At 30.3% G+C, this 18,653-nt stretch carries 14 protein-coding genes, 1 pseudogene and 1 riboswitch; all 15 genes and pseudogenes read left to right on the plus strand.

All coding sequences use genetic code 11. The annotated features are described in order from the left end of the window. Positions 1-102 precede the first annotated feature (102 nt). A riboswitch (ZMP/ZTP riboswitch) is annotated at positions 103-186 on the minus strand. A 229-nt stretch (positions 187-415) separates the two neighbouring features. The 15 genes and pseudogenes from N5B56_RS05025 (at position 416) to N5B56_RS05090 (ending at position 18,652) form a co-directional block, all read left to right on the plus strand. Then, positions 416-1,141, plus strand: coding sequence for a LytR/AlgR family response regulator transcription factor (locus tag N5B56_RS05025; RefSeq protein WP_022088548.1), 726 nt, complete (start codon positions 416-418; stop codon positions 1,139-1,141). Further along, entirely contained in the window at positions 1,138-2,421 is a 1,284-nt protein-coding gene (locus tag N5B56_RS05030; protein ID WP_022088549.1) for a sensor histidine kinase, read from the plus strand. Before N5B56_RS05025 ends, N5B56_RS05030 begins: the two co-directional genes overlap by 4 nt. Positions 2,422-2,792: 371 nt before the next feature. Continuing rightward, positions 2,793-6,404, plus strand: a complete 3,612-nt coding sequence (locus N5B56_RS05035) for an InlB B-repeat-containing protein (RefSeq protein ID WP_260978486.1) — start codon at positions 2,793-2,795, stop codon at positions 6,402-6,404. A gap of 2 nt (positions 6,405-6,406) precedes the next feature. Then, positions 6,407-10,183, plus strand: coding sequence for a transglutaminase domain-containing protein (locus N5B56_RS05040; RefSeq protein ID WP_260978487.1), 3,777 nt, complete (start codon positions 6,407-6,409; stop codon positions 10,181-10,183). 1 nt (position 10,184) lies between these two features. Further along, complete coding sequence (locus N5B56_RS05045; protein WP_260978488.1) at positions 10,185-10,739, plus strand: SMI1/KNR4 family protein; 555 nt, start codon at positions 10,185-10,187, stop codon at positions 10,737-10,739. Between the two features lie 206 nt (positions 10,740-10,945). After that, positions 10,946-11,350: a hypothetical protein gene (locus tag N5B56_RS05050; RefSeq protein WP_260978489.1), complete on the plus strand. Its 405-nt coding sequence runs from the start codon at positions 10,946-10,948 to the stop codon at positions 11,348-11,350. Between the two features lie 168 nt (positions 11,351-11,518). After that, on the plus strand, positions 11,519-11,884 hold the full coding sequence (locus N5B56_RS05055; RefSeq protein WP_260978490.1) for a DUF7674 family protein: 366 nt from the start codon (positions 11,519-11,521) through the stop codon (positions 11,882-11,884). 50 nt (positions 11,885-11,934) lie between these two features. Next, positions 11,935-12,450, plus strand: a complete 516-nt coding sequence (locus tag N5B56_RS05060; protein ID WP_260978491.1) for a PoNe immunity protein domain-containing protein — start codon at positions 11,935-11,937, stop codon at positions 12,448-12,450. A gap of 27 nt (positions 12,451-12,477) precedes the next feature. Further along, positions 12,478-12,639: pseudogene (locus N5B56_RS13505) on the plus strand (PoNe immunity protein domain-containing protein); the annotation flags it as partial. After that, complete coding sequence (locus N5B56_RS05065; protein WP_260978492.1) at positions 12,623-12,976, plus strand: DUF4299 family protein; 354 nt, start codon at positions 12,623-12,625, stop codon at positions 12,974-12,976. The pseudogene N5B56_RS13505 and the gene N5B56_RS05065, both read left to right, overlap by 17 nt. 670 nt (positions 12,977-13,646) lie before the next feature. Further along, positions 13,647-14,189 (plus strand): SMI1/KNR4 family protein, encoded by a 543-nt coding sequence (locus N5B56_RS05070; RefSeq protein ID WP_022089252.1) that lies wholly within the window; start codon positions 13,647-13,649, stop codon positions 14,187-14,189. Positions 14,190-14,276: 87 nt separating this feature from the next. Beyond that, a complete protein-coding gene (locus tag N5B56_RS05075; RefSeq protein ID WP_117909975.1) occupies positions 14,277-14,957 on the plus strand; it encodes a PoNe immunity protein domain-containing protein in 681 nt (226 codons plus the stop codon). Positions 14,958-15,159: 202 nt separating this feature from the next. Beyond that, complete coding sequence (locus tag N5B56_RS05080) at positions 15,160-15,678, plus strand: GNAT family N-acetyltransferase (RefSeq protein ID WP_117909976.1); 519 nt, start codon at positions 15,160-15,162, stop codon at positions 15,676-15,678. Positions 15,679-15,873: 195 nt separating this feature from the next. Then, a complete protein-coding gene (locus N5B56_RS05085) occupies positions 15,874-16,350 on the plus strand; it encodes a GNAT family N-acetyltransferase (protein ID WP_346432189.1) in 477 nt (158 codons plus the stop codon). A gap of 406 nt (positions 16,351-16,756) precedes the next feature. After that, positions 16,757-18,652, plus strand: coding sequence for an ABC transporter ATP-binding protein (locus N5B56_RS05090; protein WP_117909977.1), 1,896 nt, complete (start codon positions 16,757-16,759; stop codon positions 18,650-18,652). The last annotated feature ends 1 nt before the right edge of the window (position 18,653 follow it).

Genomic DNA, 18,653 nt, shown 5'->3' on the forward strand with positions numbered 1-18,653 from the left:
TTCTTTGGTTTCCAAATATAGAAAGGTAAGCAAGGTGCCTTATAAGACATAGCCTACGCAAATCCTGCCAAATGGGTATAAAAAAACCACCTGGGAAACCTAAATGGTTGCCCAGGCGGTCGGCTTCGATACATCTCCATACTCCCTGTGAGTGCTCTCACTTATCCGCCAGTCGTATGGAATCTAAATTTAGAATAAACCATTTGATAAAGAATTTCAACACCTTTAGAAAGAAAATTGAAACAAAATCGATTAGAATATGTGATATAATGAGCGGGGAGAGCGAAAAGCTACTTGTAGCTTTACAGCGAACGGCAAATTGCGATAATGATAGACACCAAAGCAGCAAAGCTACGAATTATGATATAATGAAAAATACAAATAAAGATAAAGATTAACGGAGAAGGTAAATATAATGAATATTAATATTGCAATATGCGATGACAATAAAATATTTATTGATAATATGAAGACAAAAATCATAAAAATATCAAAGAATATGAAATACAATACTGAGATATTTATTTATACGGATGGTAATATTTTGCTAAATGAAATCTGTGAAGAAAAAGAAAGCATAGATGTTCTAATGTTAGACATCGATATGCCTCATATATCAGGGTTACAGATTGCGAATGAAATTAGAAAAAGAAAATTAAACATTACTCTAATATTTGTATCGGCACATGATGAGATGGTGTTTGATGCCATACAATATCAACCATTTAGATATATGAGAAAGACACGGTTAGATGAGGAACTGCCTCAGGTATTAGAAGATGTTTTTGAACTTTTAAAGGATAAAGATGATAAATATACAATAATTAAAACAGATGAAGGAAATAAAAAAATAAAAAATTCTGAAATAATGCATATAGAAGTGGATAAAAGAAAATTAAAAATATGCATGTATGATGGAAGAGTAATGTATATTGGAAAAAGTTTAAAAAATTTTTTAGAGGAACTGGATGATAATAACTTCATTCAAATCTATAGTGGATGTGCAGTAAATATTAAATATGTAAGTGAGTTTTCTAAAGTTGAAATCACACTGGATAATAACGAAAAACTGCCGGTTAGCAGAACGAGGATGAGTGATGTTAAAAAGACATTATTAAAGTATTGGAGAGAGAAAGTATGATAGCTTTTTATTGGGTAGTAGAGTATTTGGGGAGTTTTATTGACACATTAATGTGTTGTATATTTTGTGGAATATTTATAGGCGAAAAAAATGATGAATACAGAAAGAAAATATTTTTGTATTCTTTGATAGGGGCAGCGATAATAACAGGTTTAAATACCATAAAGACGGTTTCATTTATTTTATCATTTTCTTTTATGATTATGTATATTATCATTCAATGGGTTATATACAGACAAAAACAGAAGTTCGCCATATTATTGGTATTTTTATATGGTGTAATCATAACAGCAGTAGAGTTTGTAGTTGTATATGTAACCTTATTCCTGACAAATCAATCTTCTATTGAAGATAAAAGTCCTACAAGATATGTATGTATGGTAATTAGCAAAGTACTTTTAGTTCTGGTAATAATGATTATTGATAAAATTGTTAGCAAAAGAAGGATTATTTCAGGAAAATATGCAGCAATTATAGGATGTGTTGCATTCTTTATTTTCGCATCAAATTTTTCAATTATATATTTAGGATTAAAACAGCAGGATTCAAATGTTGCATTAATAAGCACTATATTTTTTGTGGCAGATATGATATTGGGAGTGCTTCTTTTGTATTTCATACTTAAACTGGCCGACAGTTATGAAAAACAGAAAAACATAGAATTAGTTGAAATGCAAAATAGAATGCTTAGCAAATCACTTGAAGACACAGAGAGAGCATTTGATTTGTGGAGAGAAAGTATTCATAATTATAAAAATAATATTATTACATTGGCACAGCTTGTTGAAGAGGAAAGTACAGCGGAGATAAAAAAATATTTAAATAATGAAATACAACAACTAGGAATAAAGACACATTACGCAATGACAGGAAATAAAGTTATTGATGCTGTTTTAGCAACAAAGAAAAACTCGGCAGAGCATAAGGGAATTAATTTTTATGCAGATGGAAACATTCCTGATAAATGTATTGTTGATGAAATTGATTTTACAAATATAATTGGAAATCTCCTAGATAATGCAATTGAAGCTGCTGAAAAAGTCGAAAATGGAAACGTAAGTATTGTAATAAAACCACAGAAGAAATTTATAATAATAAAAGTAAAAAATTCTTATGATGGAAATAAAAATAATGAATTACAAACAACTAAGAAAGATAAAGAATACCACGGAATTGGTTTGAAAAGTATAAAGCGTATAGTAGAAAAATATCAGGGAGAATTTGAACTTGAGTTTAAAGAAAAAGAGGTTGAAGCTACAGCATTATTGCTAAATGTATAGCCAAAACTATTTTATATTCGACAAAATTCGACATCACATAATATATAAAACTACAAAAAATTGCCTTTCCCCAGGCAAAAAATGACAAGTTACGCAAAAAATGATACAAGTTACGCAAAAAAATGTTTTGAAGCATTTTTTTTGGTAAAATATATCTGACTCTAATAAATAGGGGGAAAAAATTGAGATTCATATATAAGAAGCTGGATGGATTGTAGGAAGTACAGTTTAATCCAGCTTCATTTTTCTATAATTTTTCAGGAGGGTATTTCACATGATGCTAAGGGTATAAGTAATAAAATAAATGCGTATAAAAATTGAAACGTTTTTAGTGACGTGTTCATAAAGTTGATATGTATATGGAGGGAAAAATGAAAGTAAAGACATTGAGAAAAATAGCTTATGTATTAATTTTTGCAATGATGGTTGAGGCAATAACTTTAAATATTAATATAAATGCATTTTCAAAAAAAACAATAACATTGGAAAAAATGAATGAAAGCAAAGTAAAAGCTTTATTGTGGCTTAAGGAAAAACAAAAAAAGGATGGAAGTTTTGGAGAAAATCTTAAAACATATTACACAACACAGTTGCTTGAAAATTTAGAATATGAAAATACATTTGCAGATGAGAAGATATCCGCATTAAAATATCTTGAAGATATAGAAGTAAACAGTAATGATGATTTGTTTAGAAAATATAATGCTGCATCAAAACAAAACAAATATTATCACATTAATATGGAAGAACCTAAATGGAACGAATTACAAAATACAGATGGTGGATTCAGTTTAGTAGAAGGATATAAAAGTGATATTCTAGACACTGTTCTTGCAGTCAATGGAATGTTAGAATGTGATTCATTTTATGGTGCAGAAATGAATAAATCAATGGAATACATTAAACGAGCACAGAATAATGATGGAAGTTTTGTGTTTGTAGACGGAAATCCTAATATATATCTAACTGCTTATACATATAAGACAGTTAACAGATATTTAGAGGGAAATATAAACAGTAGTGTAAAAAATGTAGCACAACAAGCAGAATCGTATCTGTTAAAGAATGAGAAAGAAGATAAGTTATGGGGTGTTGGGGAAGAAAAAATTAAGGACACCCTTATGGCATCAATTGCTCTTGCAAAAAATGATGAAAATACTCTTAATAGAATAGCATTAATATCAGATGAAATTGGCGAAGACGGAAGTATATATAGTGATGTTGAGCTAACATCACTATATGTAAGTTTAATAAATGAATATGAAATGGCTTGTGGAAAATTAGATTTAAATTATGTGAAAATTAAAGATGTGAAACTATGTGCTGACAAAGAAAGAATAGGTGCATATACAGAAATAGAAGTTATTCCGGTTATTTTTGGAATGAAAGATAATTATGAGATTATTGTTACAATTTCAGATGATGACGACTACACAACCAAACTTAATAAAACAAAAGACAACATATATGTTTGGAATACCCAAAATAAAAAAGGAACATTTGAAATATCAATAATGGTGGTTGACAAGTCTGACATGAGAGTAGTGGCAAGTAAAACAAAGCAAATTAAAGTGTATGAAACATTTGATGTTACAAGTTTAACATGCTCAGTATCTCCCAAAGCATACAAGCTTAATTGTGGTAAAAGTATAAAGGTCAATACTTCAGCATATGTGTTATCCAATATAAATAAAAGTGTAACACGTGAAATTATCGTAAAAGATGAAGAAGGAAATAAGCTATATACAGATGCCGAAAAGGTAAACATAGACTGTAAAGATAGAGAAATAATGTTTGATGAGTTTTCATTTGAACCGGAAATAGAAAAAACATCATTATTAAGTGTAGAAACTAATATCAAGGCTGACGATAAAGTTATAAAAACAAAGACGGCGTATATAAAAGTGTATGAATCAGAAGATGAAAATAGAATAGATATAGACTACGATACGAATGCAAATTACATATATAATTATACAGATGAAGTAAATATAAATTTTAAATTAGCGGGTAAAGGATTGTCTGAAAATATTAAGAGAAGACCTATGGATATAGTAATTATCTTAGATAATTCAGGTAGTATGAGTAGTGAGGATTGGATAAAAGCTTCTGAAGGTGCAAAAATAATTGTGGAAAATATGCAACCGGAAGACCGAATGGAAATAAGGTATATAAATCGCGACAGAGCAGTCCAAAATTTTACAAATGATAAAGAATTATTAAATAAAGTACTAGATAATAAGATAGTTCCGGGCGGTGCAACAAAACTTAATCAATCTTTTAATTGGAGTATTGACGATTTGAAAAAATCTGAGGATAGAGATAAATCAATATATATTTTTTCAGATGGTGTTAGCAGCGGATGGCCTTGGGATTTAGGAAATATACGGGAAGATGAGTTAATAAATGATAATATTAGAGTCTTTTCGGTATTTATGAGTTCTAATGTCGAGTCAGAAGATGCACAAAAAAATGCATTGAAAAAACTTGATCATTTAGCTGAAATTACAGGGGGATTGTCTTTCGATGCTGCAACAAGGGATAATATTGAAACATGTATAACTGAACTCTTAGGAGACATGTTCAAAATGGCGGGAAAAGATATTAATCTGACTATGACGGTTGGCGAAAACATACCAATTGATAATGTGCAATTTGGGGTAGAACCTGTAGGAAGAAATGTAAATGAAGATGGCTCTACAACAATAAAATTTGACAGAAATTATTTAAGTGTCGGTGAAGATTTAATGATAAATATAAAATTTCTATTATCAAATCTTTCTTTAGAAGGACAGGTAGAATTGTTAAAAGATATTAAATTTTCTTACGTAGATGAAAACGATGAAAATGTTGAAGTCAGTCTTGATGATATAGTTTTTGATGTGGTATCTGATGTAAGTACTATGGTACCGGAAGTCGCAGATGATGAAGAGAACTACGATGAAAATGAAGATGGTACGACTAACATAATAAATAATAATGAGTTAAACATTTTTTCGCATAACAAGTCAGAGAATATTCAGGAAGTAACAATGGATTTGCTTTCAGGTAATATAGTAATGTCGGATAAAGAAGCTTTTATTGGAGATGAATTACAGGCTAATGTTGGCTTTGATAATGTAAGTAATTTAGATGACAAAAATGTAAAAGTAAAAGTACTCTTTGTTAATAAAAATAATCAGCAAAACACTTACGTTAAAGAACAAAACATAGATGTTGAACAAACTAAAGAAACTACCATAAACATTGATACTGAGAATCTCTTTGAAGGGGATTATATTGTTATTTTGATAGCGGAATTAAACAATGAAATGACAGCTTTAGATGCAACAGGAATTTCTTTAAAAGAACATATGTATAAGTTAACAGTAAATGCAGATAAAGGTGGAAGTGTAGACATAACAAATGGTGAATATAAGTGTGGAGAATTAATACATATAGTGGCAACAGCCAAAGAGGGTTATGTGTTTGACAGATGGGTGTCAGATGATATTGAATTGTTATCAAATGAGGTTAATAGTTCAAATATAAGTATTAGCATGCCAAAAAAGGACGCATCTATTAAAGCTATATTTGCTAAAACTAAAAAAATAGAAGATAAAAGTGACAACTATGACAGTCAGGATGGTGATAATTGTAAAGATAATAATGTAAATTGTAATGACAAAACAGACAGTAGCAAGATTAATATAAATAGAAATGCTGTTGCGAATAAAGATGTTGATAAAAAAGCTAATAGTGGTAATAAAGTGTCATACGTTCCAAAGAAAGAAGGACAAAACAACATCTATAGGAAACATAACAATAAAAATAATAGTATTGGTAATAATCACAAGAAAACCGGAACTTTAATAAGTCCATTAACCGGAGATTTTGCAATAAAGGACAAAATAAGAATTGCATTAATAATACAAAGCATTGCATTAATTGTAATATGTATTGCATTAAAGAAAAAAGATGAGACGGAGCAAAAAGGGGTATAACAATGTCATTAAGCATGTTTAAAAATAAATTATATAATATGATAATTGCAGTATCATTAGTTGTTGCAATTGTCACTGTGACTTCATATGTACCTGAAATGTTTGAAAAGCAAAATAACAAAAAAGAACAGGTAAGTAATGAAATTAAATATGAAGAACCGCAGATAAAAGTAGAGTCAGCAAGAAAAATTCTAAATTTAACACAGACAGTAAATCAATTGAATGATGCTACAACATCAAAAAAAGACATAAAGCAATATTTAAGCAATATGAGTGATTCAATTGCAGAAATAACTAAGTCTGTAAGAAAAGAAGTAAAAGAAGCTAAGAAAAAAGCTGATTCAGAAATAATTATTAATAGGGCAGAAGAATATCAGGGAAAAGTTGAAAAAGGACTTGGAAAAATTAACAGTAGTATTATCAAATTGTCAGAAAATCTGGATTTAATGGCAACAGCTGAAATTGAGACAGGAATAAAAGACATTGTTAATGAAATAGATGATATTCAAAAGGTGGAAACGCCGGAAGTAAAATATAACGATAAAGCTCATGGTGTGGCAGATGGATATGATACTGAAAAAATAGTTGGGGAGGAACTAGTTGAATCTAATTTGACAGAGTTATCAGTTACTCCGGAAGCAAATGATTCATATCTTGAATTGAATGACGAAATCAGAAAAATAGCAGATGAATTAAAGACTCCTGCTGAGGTGTATGAATACGTTAGAAACAATTATCAGTATAAGCAGTACACAGGACTTAGACTTGGTGCAATTGGAACATATGAGCAAAGAGCAGGCAATGATTTAGATCAGGCGTCTCTTTTAATAGCACTATATAGATATAAAGGGTATGATGCAAAATTTGTAGTTGGAAATATTGATATTGACATTAATAGGGCAATGAATTGGCTTGGGGTTAAAACAGAAAAAGCGGCAGTCGATGCGATGAGTATGCTGGGTGTTCCAACTCAATATGGACAAGACGAAAAAGGAAATATTACAAAACTTAGAATAGAGCATACATGGATTAAGGTAAAGGTTCCTTATGATACATATAGAGGAGCCGGAAAAATAAAAGGTGAAGAGATTTGGATAGAACTTGATCCATCGTTTAAGCAATATGAAGATGAAACTGAAAAAAATAGTGTTGAAAAATTACTTTCAGATGAAGTAAGAAAAATGCAGAATTTATCTGAAGAAGATGAATTGAAAGAAGCATTAATTGAATCGGATTATTCAGAAATATTTAATTGTGACTTAGAGAAAAGTAGTGTAGATTTTTTACAGATACAAAATGATATAGAGAATTATTTAACCAATAACAATATTGACATAAAAGAAATGTCTAATGCAATAGGGTTGAGATATATCGTAAAAGATGAAACCGGATATTTGCCATCAAATCTTCCATATACTGTTATTGATAGAGTATATGATGATGATTATTTATCTGAAAACTTCATAGATAAGGTTACATTTTCTTTGCAAAGTTCTTTGTATGGTAAAGTGTTTCTTGGGACACCCGATGCAAGTATATCATTTTATACTGCTGATTTATATGGACATAAAATATCATTAACTTACAAACCCGCATCTGAAGATGATGAAAAAATAATAGAAAAATATGGAAGTTTATTTTCGACGCCTTCGTATCTTGTCAGGGTAAAACCGGTTATATCTATTGATGAAAATGAAGTGCTTGAAGGAAATGAACAGATACCCGGGACATATACAAATCTTATAATGGATATAGATGAAGCAGGAATTGAAAATGTAAAAGTTGAAAATCCATTAATAGCCGGAGGAGTATATGGTATTACATTTGATTACAATACGATAAATGATAACTGCCTTGCTAATAAACATAATGAATTACAAGAGTGCGTCGATAAGGTACAAAGTGGTGAAATAAGTTTAGAACAGGCAACTTCAACCTTGACTAATACAGTTGGAGAAGTATATTTTAGTTATGTAGATTACTATGATCAACTCATAGCAAAGGCATCAGACGTTCAATGGGCTAGAAGTATTGGTGAATGTATTGTAGGTTATGTTCCAAAAGTTAATAACATTATGGGAGTACCTGTTGCAATAAGTGATGGTACTTTATATATAGATGTTGATACGGATACTGTTGGATTAGCATATAATCAGGAAGAAAATATACACCAAAAAACAGAAAAAATTGTTAGAAACAATGCCAACATAAAGAATTTTATGATGGCAAGTGGGTTGATGGGGTCATACCTTGAAGGATATGTTGTGGGTGAAGCCACAAATACAAAAGGAGTTTCTTCTGTTTCCATCATTAAAGAATCTAAAGAGAGAGGCATTAATATTGTCACTATTTCAGAAGAAAATAAGACTATTTTAAATACGTTGTCAATTGACAAAGCAGCGAAAAATGAAATCGAAAAAGCTTTAAATAATGGAAAAACGGTAATAGTTCCAGAAAAAAGCATACAGTATTATGATTGGAATGGGACAGGCTATATAACACTAAATCCTGAAACAGGGGAAGCAGCTTACATGATTAGTGGCGGATTGTGTGGCGGTGAATCATCACAGGATTTGGCAATGACTCTTTTCACAATCATAGTTGCAGTGGCAGCGATATTTGCAATTGCAGTATTTGCATACTTTGCATGGAGTGCGATTGCGGCAATGATTGGAGTTGCGCTCACAATAAGTGAAGGAATCAGCATTTTGGATACCTGTATAATTCTATTGAGCATGGCGGGTGCAATATTTTCAATAACAGAGGCAGGAAATGTTGGAATTGATGCTTATGAATACATAATTGATCCAAGTGTTGAGAATGGCAGCGATATACTTCGAAAAGCTGTAGAAGCCGGGGCGATGTTTTTAATATTTGAAGTTGCAATGCCACGATTAATATCTTCTGTTAGTGCAAAAATAAATTTTGATGAATCAGGATTTTATAAATTTGTCACTAAGAAGTGGGGCGGAAAAACAATAAAAACACCACCTGTGAAACCAGACACAGACCCGGATTTAAATCCAGACGCAGATCCGGATACAAATCCAAATAAAAGACCATTAGGTGACTATTGGGAAAAAATTGCAGAAAAATATGGTCAGGATATTGTAGATAAGCTTAGACCTTTTGGAGATGATGGAAAAAGGCTAATTGAACAGTATGGGGATGAATTAGTTGATATTATTAAGGAATTATCAGAAGATGATACAAAACTTGCGATTCAGTTAGTTAAAGAGTATGGTGATGATGCAGTAAATCAATTAAAAAATGGATATAGTATAATTTATACTAATGCAGTAATAAAATATGGTACATGCAGTCAAGAGTTTAGTGACTGGAATAGTATGAAGAATTACTTTTATAGGAAAGTAGGTAAATTCGTAAATGAATGTAAACCTAAATATTCAAGGGATATAAAAGAGTGGTTTGCGGAAGGTGGCACTATAAAAATTGATATAAATAATGGACATTTAACATGGACATATACAAATTCAGTGGGAGATTCAGTGCCATATATTGATGGATATATTCAATTTCCAACTAAATATCTAAATCCAGATTTAGAAGGTGTAAATATTGGTTCATTTACTGGAAATAGAACAACAGATACAAAAAAACTTATCCAAGTGCTAATGGATGATTATGGATTAGAAAAAGTCCCAGAGGGATATATTGCTCATCATGATGTAATTGATGGTGTTATAAAATTTGTAAGAGTAGATATACATAGTCAATTTACACATATTGGTGGTCATAGTATATGTGGAGGTGATTAAGATGCTAATAGCAAAATACGGAAATGGTTCAATAGAACAGGTAGAAGAATTTGAAAGAAAATATGGAATTAATCTTGATGAGTATTATCGTAAATTCCTAATAAAATATAATGGAGGAGAAACACCAAATACTATATTTAAAAAAGGAAAAGTTTCAGAAACAGTTAGATATTTATATGGGTTAAATGTTGAACAAAGCATTGAGAAAAATATGATCTATTTTGATTGGAAGAAAAATAATAGTATTCCAATTGGAGTTGACAATTTTGGAAATTATTTTTCTATCGGCATTTCTGCAAATAATAATAGTATTGTTTATTTTTGCGATCATGAAAGAGGTTTTAAGAATATAAAAATTTCAGATACATTTCAAGGATTTGTTGAAGCAACACACAGCGAAATGATTAGTGATTTTGCCAAATCTACCATTGAAGAAAGGGAAGCACGCTTAATTGCTAATGGAAAAGAACATAATATTACTGACGGATTACGAAATTTGTGGAGAAAGGAATATGAAAAATATAAAGATATTTTTCAAGAAGAAGTAATATTGTAATGGAAGAATAATAATTATCAGTGTTGGCAAAATTAAAGAGAAAAAATATTGATAATTCAAAAGGAGATATATTATGTCATTTTTTGATATAAGAATAATATAATAATTGAAGGTGAAGATAAAGAATCGGTCTCTGGAAAAAATGATGGAACTTGCAAAATAATAAAAAACAATATTTCATCTAATTATATTAATGGAATGTGATTATGAAAAGAAAAATTAGAAGAATAGGCATTGGCTTAATCGTAATGATTATACTAATAAATTGCTTTATACAATTTATTTATGTCAAAGAGGTTACAAGATTTGAATGTAAATTACCAACAGATGATACGTCATTTGTTTGTTGGACAAAAGAGTCGTTGCTTAATTGGAGTGAAGAGGCGGCAAGAAAAGAGTCATTTGATGTGAGTGAGTTGGAAAGTGATTTGAAAGGTATAGATGATAAACAAAGGTTAGTCATATCGGTGGGACGGGAAATAAGTTTCTTTTATAGATTTAGACCTTGCAAACCAGTTGAGGTAAAGTATAAAAATGATAAAGTGACCAATGATGTATATGTATATAAAGTGAACTACAAAGGTTCAATTATAGACTATACATTATATTAGAAGTGGAAGAGTGGCTGAATAGGCACTCTTTTGCAAATATTGAGTTCACAAATTTTCTGCCTTAAAAATTTCTAATGGAAAAGAAGATAATATTACTGACGGATTACGAAATTTGTGTAGAAAGGAATACGAAAAATATAAAGATATTTTTCAAGAAGAAGTAATGAAATGACAATAGATAATTTTTTGAAGAAAATGATGAAAATTTTTCCTGAAACTAGAGAAAGACTTGAAGAACATATATCTGAGTATGGAGAACGCTTAGACACTATTGTTGTTGAAGAAATAATAATGCCGGAAGTGATTGAACTCCTTAAAAAAAATCAAGATGAGAAAAAACTTCAAGTAATATTTGACTATTTTGAAGATGTAAGTATTAATGCTGATGATTATCTAAATAATGTTTTTTCGGTAACAGTATTGGAAATATTGGGAAATGAGAAAAATATACTGGAAATTGCAAAGAGATATATGGGACCGGTTACTGTTAAACTTCAAAGGAAAGCAGATTTTGCGCTTGGAAGAAAAGTTTAGAAATAGCAGAATGAAAGCGTACTTATACAAAAACAATGTTGGAGTAAAATATGAGAGATAAAATAAAGAATAAATTATATTTTGACAAATACATAGAAAGACAAATGAAAAGAGTATTGATTTATAGTGCAGATGTAAATGATGGGCAAATTAAAGAAGATAGAATACAAGCAGTAAAATCACTTATTAATAATATTGACGTGAATATAATGATTGCCAAGTATTCCAGAGGTGATGACATTGATGAAATTGGAGAAATATATGAGGATGTTTTTCCGAAATGGTTAGAGGTGTTTGAACCCGATTATTATAATAAAAATATTAAAATGTTATCAATAGGGATATGTTTGGGAGTAAGCAAAAATAGTATTATGAAGGTGTATGAAATGCTTTGCACGAGCAGAAAGGAGGATTGGCTTTATGAGTTTTTAGTCAAGTCATATATAGGTGAAGAGGTTGATAATGATATTGAACTGCTCTTTAAAAAACAATACGGAAAACTGAAAAAAATAATTATTGAATCCGATGGAATAATGGGAATAAAAAATTATCTGTCTAAAAATTAGTATAATGCAAATGTAGAAAACTATAATGCACACAATCTTAGCAATAATAATTATTATGGGTATTGGAGTTTTGAGGTTGGTGCTATTGTAAAATTATTAGGCTTAGATGACACTATATTAAAAGATATGAAATACTATCCATATGATTTGGTACATTACAAGGAGGAAAGAGATGGGATTATTCAATAAACTAAATGGAAATAAAGAAGAAAAAAACATGGATAATGCATTTGTGGCAACACCACATTTTTATGCAAACGCAGACAAAAGAGTATTTGGTGCTATTGCATTAACGGAGGGAAATTGTACTATTCTTCCGCTTAATCCTAAAGAGGAATATAAAGTTGATGGAAAAAAAGTTGATGAGTGGAAGATGGTATTAGTAAGTACAACGTTAGATAAAATAATAGGAGAAGTTGATTATTATGCTGCTATTAAAAAAATCAAAGTGGATGCATGCAAAAAGGGAAAGTCTATAATCGTAGATGGATTGTCTCTGGAAAAAATGATGGAACTTGCAAAATAATATAAAAACAATAATTCACCTAATTATATTGGTTGAGGTAAAGTATAAAAATGATAAAGTGACCAATGATGTATATGTGTATAAAGTGAATTATAAAGATTCAATTATAGACTATACATTATATTAGGAGAAAAGGTTAAAATACTTTAGAATACTGAATAATAGAGTAATTGGAGAAGGATATGAAAAAATTAAAAAAGGACTTATTATTGGTTTAATCCTTATAATTCTCGTAATAAGTGGGATGTTTCATTTTATTAGAATTAAAGAAATAACAAGATTTGAATGTAATCACATAATAAATAAACCCACATTTAGGTGTTGGACAAAAGAATCATTAATCAATTGGAGTAAAGATGCAGAAAAAAAGGGCATGTTCGATGTGAGTGAGTTGAAAAATGATTTGAAAGATATAGATGATAATCAAAGATTGATTGTATCGGTTGGACGGGAAATAAGTTTTTTTACAGAATAAGACCATTTAAACTAGTTAAAGTAAAGTATAAAAATGATAAAGTGACCAATTATGTATATGTGTATAAGGTGAACTACAAAGGTTCAATTATAGATTATACGGTATACTAGGAGTAAAAGAGTGACCAAAATAGCTACTCTTTTACTAATTAACCATAGCAATAATGATGATATTGCAGGAGTAAGGGGAAAATAAATGTTAATAGCAAAATATGGTAATGGCTCTATTGAGCAAATAGAAGAATTTGAAATCAGAAATAAAATTTTATTGGAAGAGAACTATAAAAATTTTTTGCTTAAATATAACGGAGGGGATACTCCTAAGACAATTTTAATAAAGGGAAAAAGAAAAGAAATAGTTAGATGTTTATATGGAATTAACACTAAAAATAGCATAGAGGAACATATGAAAAATTTTGAAAGTAAAAGTTGTATGCCAATAGGAGAAGATACGTGGGGCAATTATTATGCTATTGGAGTTAAGGAAGATAATAAGGGGCAAATATTCTTCTGCGACCATGAGAAAGGCTATAAAGATATGAAAATCGCTGATTCAATAATAGAGTTTTTTTCAATGTGCAAAAGTGAAAAAATAGGTCATGTACGAACGATAGAGGAGCGGAAAAAAGCAGTAATAGCGGCAGAAAATTGGAGCAAAATCACTGAAAAAACAATTGAAGGATGGCAGAAAGAAATAGACAAATATGCCAATATAAACCAAGAAGAAGTACTGATATAGTAAGTTTAACTTAAATATATATGGAATGCATGATATCAGGGAGAAGAAGTAAACTACTAAATTATTAAAACAGTATTGGAGTAAAATATGAGAGATAAAATAATGCCTAAACAATATTTTGATAAATATATTGATAAACGAACTGAAATGCTATTGAAATACAATGCAGCATTTGAAAAAGGTGAGGTTAAAGAAGAAAGAGTAAAACCTGTAAAATATGCAATGAGCTTAATTGAAGAGTATATGTTGATTGCGAGATATTCGCGTGGGGATAACATTTGTGAAATAAAAGAAATGTACGAGAATATTTTTGAGAAATGGATATATGTATTTGAACCGGATAATTACAATCGGGCATTGAGAATGCTCTCGATAGGAATATGTCTTGAAACAGAAAAGAAGAATATAATAAGAGTTTACAATCTCCTTCAAAAAAGCAAAAAGGAGGATTGGTTACTTGAATTTTTGGCATGTACTTACATAGGTGAAGAATTTGATAATAATATAAAATTGTTATTCAAAAAAGAATATGAGAAGTTTAAAGATTTCATTGAAAATTCAAGAAATCCATCGGATTTAAAGCAAATATTAAAGAAAGGTTGGTATAATTCGCGGAGAGAAAACTATGATTCACATAATAGAAGCGATTATACATATTGCGGATATTGGAGTTTTGAGGCTGGTGCTATTGTAAAATTATTAGGTATTGATGACACTATATTAAAAGATATGAAATACTATCCATACGATTTGGTACATTACAAATAGGAAAATCTATAATGAGAAGATTGGTAAAGAAATAATTAATTTAATAATCAAAATAGGGGGAATACCAAGATGAAAAATGGAATTTAGAAGATGAAGATGATATAATGTGAGAAAATAAATTTGATATACAAAGCGGAATTGGTGCATTATAGAGGAGATATATAAATTCTAATAACAAAGGATTAGTGACGGAGGTATTATTGTGAAACTTAAGTTAGTAAAAGCAACAAATAAATATCGTAATAAAATCGTAGATATGTTGGATGAGTGGAATAATACTGGCGAAGAAATTATACCTTGTGTAATTGGTCGTTTAGATTATAGTGATTTTGATTACTATTGTAACAATCTGGAAGTAAAAGACACGAGTGAGGGCTTAGTTCCTGATTCTACGTTTTTTTGCTTAGATGAAGAACGAAACATTGTTGTAGGTGCTGTAAATATTAGACATTATTTAAACGAAGAGTTGTTATTAAATGGTGGACACATAGGAGATGGTGTTCGTCCATCAGAGAGAAGAAAAGGGATTGCAACAAAAATGATATCGTTGGCTTTGGACGAGTGTAGAAAGCTAGGAATAAATAAAGTTCTGATGGTTTGTGATAAAGGAAATATCGGTTCGGCTAAAAGTATTGAAAACAATGGAGGAATACTAGAAAACGAAGTTGTAGTTGATGGTGTTATGGAACAAAGATTTTGGATTGATTTGAATAAAATGTAAGTTGTAGAATTAGTGTAAAAGAGGCTATAGACTTTGCAAAAGAATGTATCATGTCAAAACAAAATATACCCAGAAACCATATCATTAGAAGACGGATTGAGAGATAGTGTTAAATGGTATTTGGAACATAGTACAGAGGTTAATAAGAAACCTTATTTTAAATATATAGATAAAAATTTGTAGAGATAAAGAAATTTGAAAAAGGATTATGGTGAAAAAATGAAAAATTACACGTATATTTCTTTAAGAGAAAAGCCAGAACTAAAAAATTGTGCAGCCGAATGGTTTCACAGTAAATGGGGAGTTCCAACAGAAGCTTATCTTGAATGTATGGAAGCTTATCTGAATAAGAAAACAGAATATGGTTGGTATATTTGCTTGGATGAAAATAAAATTGTAGGTGGGCTGGGAGTAATCGAGAACGATTTCCATGCTCGAAAAGATCTCACTCCGAATGTTTGTGCAGTCTACACAGAAGAGGAATATAGATGTCAGGGCATCTCAGGACATCTGCTTAATATGGTTGTAGAAGATTTAAAATCAAAAAACATAACACCTGTCTATTTGATTACAGACCATACCAGTTTCTATGAAAGATACGGTTGGGAATTTTTGTGCATGGTACAGGGAGATGGAGAACCCAATATGACCAGAATGTATATCCACCAATAGCTTTCAGTTTATCATACAAATGCTTTTGTGTTGCACGCAGTCATTTATAATTTCAACGTTGAAAAAGATGCCTATTTGTCTGAAAAGTTAACTATTGAGAGTAAAAAGTTGTCTTTTCAAAATATAAAGTTTGCTATTGAGAGTCAGAATTATAATGAACCAACGAAAAAACATATTAAAAATATATGAAGAAATTGAAACTAATCAGATATTTGGTGCTCCTGAGATAGAGAGTATTGAAATGTTCAACTTCAACGGCTAGGAATGTTATGAAAAAATTAAAAGAAATAGGTTTTGTTAAAGAAGTTAAAGGAAAAGGAAAGTATACTTTTATTTCTGATTTTAATTATGTGAAAATGAAAGTCGCAAAATTAAATTAGATGTAACATTAGTAAAGAGGAGACATATGAAAAAACAGAAGGAATATAGCTTTTTAAATAATTTTATTTATGCCCTGAATATTGAGAGAAAGAGTAACTTAAGACTGCTGGCAATTACATTAATTAAGCCTATAGGAGACATAGTGGGTACTTTGTTAAATTCATATGCTCCTAAATATGTGCTGTCATTTATTGAGGATGATTTGCCATTTAACACAATAATTATGTATACAGTAATTATTTGCTTAATAATGATGATTTTAGATGTTATCAGCACTACATGTTACAACAGTTTCGAGTTTGAATATCGAAAGACAGAAGGCTATGTTGAAAAGAAGAGAATGGACAAGTTATTTCATACTGACTTTAAAAACATGGAATCACCGGATTTTCTTGATTGTGCCCAAAGAGCAAAAACAGCATTGAACAGAGGCAAGGGATTTCATGGAGTTTTATACCAAAGTAGAAATTTTATTGCCCAGGGAACATTAATGATTTTGTCAGCGGCATTAATAGGAATCCAAAATATATTAATGATGATAATTTTCATTGTAATATCTTTTGGAATAGTAAAGATTTCATCTTTCTTTACAAAAAGAGATAAGATCAAGTTTTCAGATGCAATGGCACCAACATGGCGTAAAATGAATTACTTAGAGTCAACTACAAAGAATTTTGATTTTGCAAAAGATATCAGACTTTTTAATATGTCAAATGCATTTTTCAATCAGTTATCAGGTGTAAATGAAACATACAAAGAATTAAACAGGAAACATCACAACAGAATGGTTTTGTGGGAAGTAAGCCTTGGATCAGTATTGATTGTTCAGAAGATTCTTATGTACACATGGCTTGTTTACAATGTTGTTACAGGTGCGTATCAGATATCGGATTTTGTTCTTTATGTTGGACTTGTATCTACATTCCATGCGTCAGTAGGATATGTTAACTGGATTTATTCAGATATGAGAACTAATAGTCTTATGATTAATGATTACAGAAACTTTGTTGACTGGAAGGAAGACAGGGAAACAGCAGATGAAAAAGATGGTCACATTACAGAAATAAATCTTGATAAGTTTGAATTTAGATTTGAAAATGTAAGCTTTAAGTATCCGGGACACGATAATTATGTCTTAAAGAATGTTAATCTAACCATTAAGAATGGAGCGAAACTTGCGGTAGTTGGCGTTAACGGTGCCGGAAAAACTACTTTCATAAAACTTATGATGAAGTTGTACGAACCAAGTGAAGGAAGAATCCTTTTAAATGATGTTGACATAAAAGAATACAACAGGGAAGAATATTTTAAACTGTTTTCACCTGTATTCCAAAATGTGGAATGTTTTGCAATGCCAATCTATCAGAATATTTCATTTGCAGAGGAAGACAAAACTGATATGAATAAGATAAATGAGGTGCTGGAGCAAAGTGGTTTAAGTGAAAAAATCAATTCATACGAAAAGGGCATACATACTAATTTATTAAAAATTTTTGATAAAGAAGGAATTGATTTGTCAGGAGGGGAAAAACAGCGACTTGCCATGGCAAGGGCTTTGTATAAAGATGGAAAAGTTGTTATTTTGGACGAACCTACAGCAGCACTTGATGCGTTGGCAGAGGACAGAATGTATCGTGAATTTGAAAATATGATTTATGGAAAAACAGCAGTTTTTATTTCACACAGACTTGGAAGTACAAGGTTCTGCGACAAGATTGCAATGTTTGAAGATGGAACAATTGTTGAGGAAGGAACTCACGAAGAACTAATGGCTAAGAATGGAAAATATGCTTATATGTTTGGCATTCAGTCACAATATTATGATGAAAAACAAAAAAACAGCGATAATGTGGAAGATGCTGATTTAGAAATCAATGAAGGTGTAGAAGCATTAAAAGTTGAAATGGAGGGAGGACAGTAGT

This window comes from Eubacterium album, from assembly GCF_025336545.1.
Lineage (GTDB): Bacteria > Bacillota > Clostridia > Lachnospirales > Lachnospiraceae > Eubacterium_U > Eubacterium_U album.